Origin of the sequence: Micromonospora sp. NPDC048843, assembly GCF_040649965.1 — a bacterium.
GTDB lineage: Bacteria > Actinomycetota > Actinomycetes > Mycobacteriales > Micromonosporaceae > Micromonospora > Micromonospora hortensis.
Genome location: NZ_JBEZGJ010000356.1, coordinates 1 through 2,183, shown reverse-complemented (window position 1 = coordinate 2,183; position 2,183 = coordinate 1). Strand labels below are relative to the sequence as shown.

General features: G+C 66.2%; 1 protein-coding gene and 1 pseudogene. Both read left to right on the top strand.

Annotated elements, in window-relative coordinates; all coding sequences use genetic code 11:
- The first annotated feature begins 988 nt into the window (after window positions 1-988).
- Window positions 989-1,216, top strand: coding sequence for a DUF1877 family protein (locus AB0C20_RS36045; RefSeq protein ID WP_357569700.1), 228 nt, complete (start codon window positions 989-991; stop codon window positions 1,214-1,216).
- Between the two features lie 3 nt (window positions 1,217-1,219).
- A pseudogene (locus AB0C20_RS36040) lies at window positions 1,220-2,067 on the top strand (IS5 family transposase).
- Window positions 2,068-2,183: the final 116 nt, after the last annotated feature.

Genomic DNA, 2,183 nt, shown 5'->3' with positions numbered 1-2,183 from the left:
CCAGTGTGGCACGCCCTGCTCGGCTCAGCGCCCGCAGTGAGCGAGGCGTGCTGGGTTCACATGCTGTTTCAGCTCACCGGTTGACGGTCTCGACGGACATCCGGATCTCGGCATGAGCGGACACGCCCTACCGCCGCCGTGGAGCGACGTTGACGTCTTCGGGTCCGCCGAAGAGGTCTCCAGCCCGAAAGCCCTGGTCAGGACATTGCCCGTGGGATCGGTGTCTCGAATGACGGAACCGCGGCGGACTCCAGCAAGCTCACCCGCAACGCTCCACATCGATGTGCAGCACGTACGAACGTGGCCTTACGCGAACCGAGACGTCGGCCGGCGCCAACCATCCCAGGAGCAGCAACGCCTGACCACTTCGACCTCTACTGGGAGGTCACGCGGCACCGCTCGACCGCATCCCCACAGGTCAAAGCCCTCGTCTCTGTCCGGCGTCGGTGAGCACTTAGGACGTGGAGACCACTTCGCCGACCTGCACCCAATCTGCTCCCATTTGCAAGGTCAGGCCAACCAGCGGCTCCTTACCGCCTTGACCTGCGCAAATTCCCCTGCCAGGCAACATAGAGCGTTGTCGACCGCTGCGCAGAACCGGAGAGCACTCCGCGGGAAACAGGACGCCGCACGGACTCTGACCTGCGGGAACGTGGAGCCGCAGGCAGGGGTGGGTGCTGTTGAGCGCCGTTCGATGCCGTTGGGCGCAGCTCAAGGCCGTTCGGGGCACCCCGCTGCTCCCACCCTGCTCCCCCAGACCGGGCTCGCATCGGGCCGCCGACCGCCGACCGCCAACCGATCGTGAGCTGCCGGCCCAGTGCTTTGGTTGGCACCAGCGCTGGCTCCCGCAGCCGATCGGCCGCTCGGGGAGCACGCTCACGATCGCCGCGCCTGTCAGCGGCAGAACAGTGCGCCGCCAGGTTGCCGGAGACGTTCGCCCGCCGTCGACGGAACTGTCGTAGCCAGCACTTAGGCTCGCGCGGTGAGCATGAACGGCAACTGGCTGCGCGTTTCACCGGACGAACTGGGTAAGGCGAGAACTGACCTCGACTGGGCCTACGAACTCGCCATGACGGAGCGCGACGACAACTCCGAACGCTGGGCTGCCACCGACAAGGCCTGGAACGCGCTTGATTACCTACTCGATCGGCTGGGCTTCGAAATTCCACTGGTCCTAGGCAGTGTCTTCAAAGGATCTTGGTGTCGGATGATGTAGGGCGTGGGTCGTCGCTACGAGTTGTCTGACGTCGAGTGGGATGCGCTGTCGCGGTATCTGCCGTCGGCGGTGACTGGTCGGCCTCGGGTCGATGACCGGCGGGTCCTCAACGGGATCGTGTGGAAGATCCGAGCCGGGGCGGCGTGGCGTGATGTGCCCGCCCGCTACGGATCGTGGCAGTCGATCTACACCCGTTTCCGCAGGTGGGCCCTTGATGGCACGTTCGAGCGGATGCTCGCCGGGGTCCAGGCCGACGCGGACGCTGCCGGAGACATTGACTGGCTGGTGTCGGTGGACTCCACGATCGTGCGCGCCCACCAGCACGCCGCGGGCGCTAAAGGGGGGCCAGCGAATCGGACGAACCACAAGATCACGCCCTCGGTCGAAGTCGAGGTGGACTGACCACCAAGATTCACCTCGCCTGCGACGGCCTGGGTCGGACCCTGGCGTTCGTGCTCACCGGCGGCAACGTCAACGACTGCAGCCGCTTCACGCACGTCATGGCAGCGATCCGGGTCGAGCGGTCCGGACCCGGCCGACCTCGGGTCCGGCCCGACCATGTCATCGCCGACAAGGGCTACAGCTCGAAGGCCATCCGAGAGCACCTGCGCCGACGCGGCGTCGGACACACGATCCCTGAGCGCGCCGACCAGCAGGCCAACCGCCACCGACGAGGCAGCCGCGGCGGCCGACCACCGGTGTTCGACAAGCAGCTCTACAAACGGCGCAACGTCGTCGAACGCTGCTTCAACCGGCTCAAGCAGTGCCGCAGCGTCGCGACCCGCTACGACAAGACCGCGACCTCGTTCCAGGCCACAGTCACTATCGCCGCGCTACTCCAATGGTTGTGAACCTTTGAAGACACGCCCTAGTACTGCAACGGCAGTTGGTCAGGGGTAGCCGTGTCGTCGGTAGTGGCAGGTTCGGGCTTGGTGTTGGCGTCGTCGGCGCCATCGGGACCAGGCCC

Excerpts from the sequence above, each read along its gene's own strand:
- AB0C20_RS36045 (WP_357569700.1), top strand. The coding sequence starts at position 989 with ATGAACGGCAACTGGCTGCGCGTTTCACCGGACGAACTGGGTAAGGCG.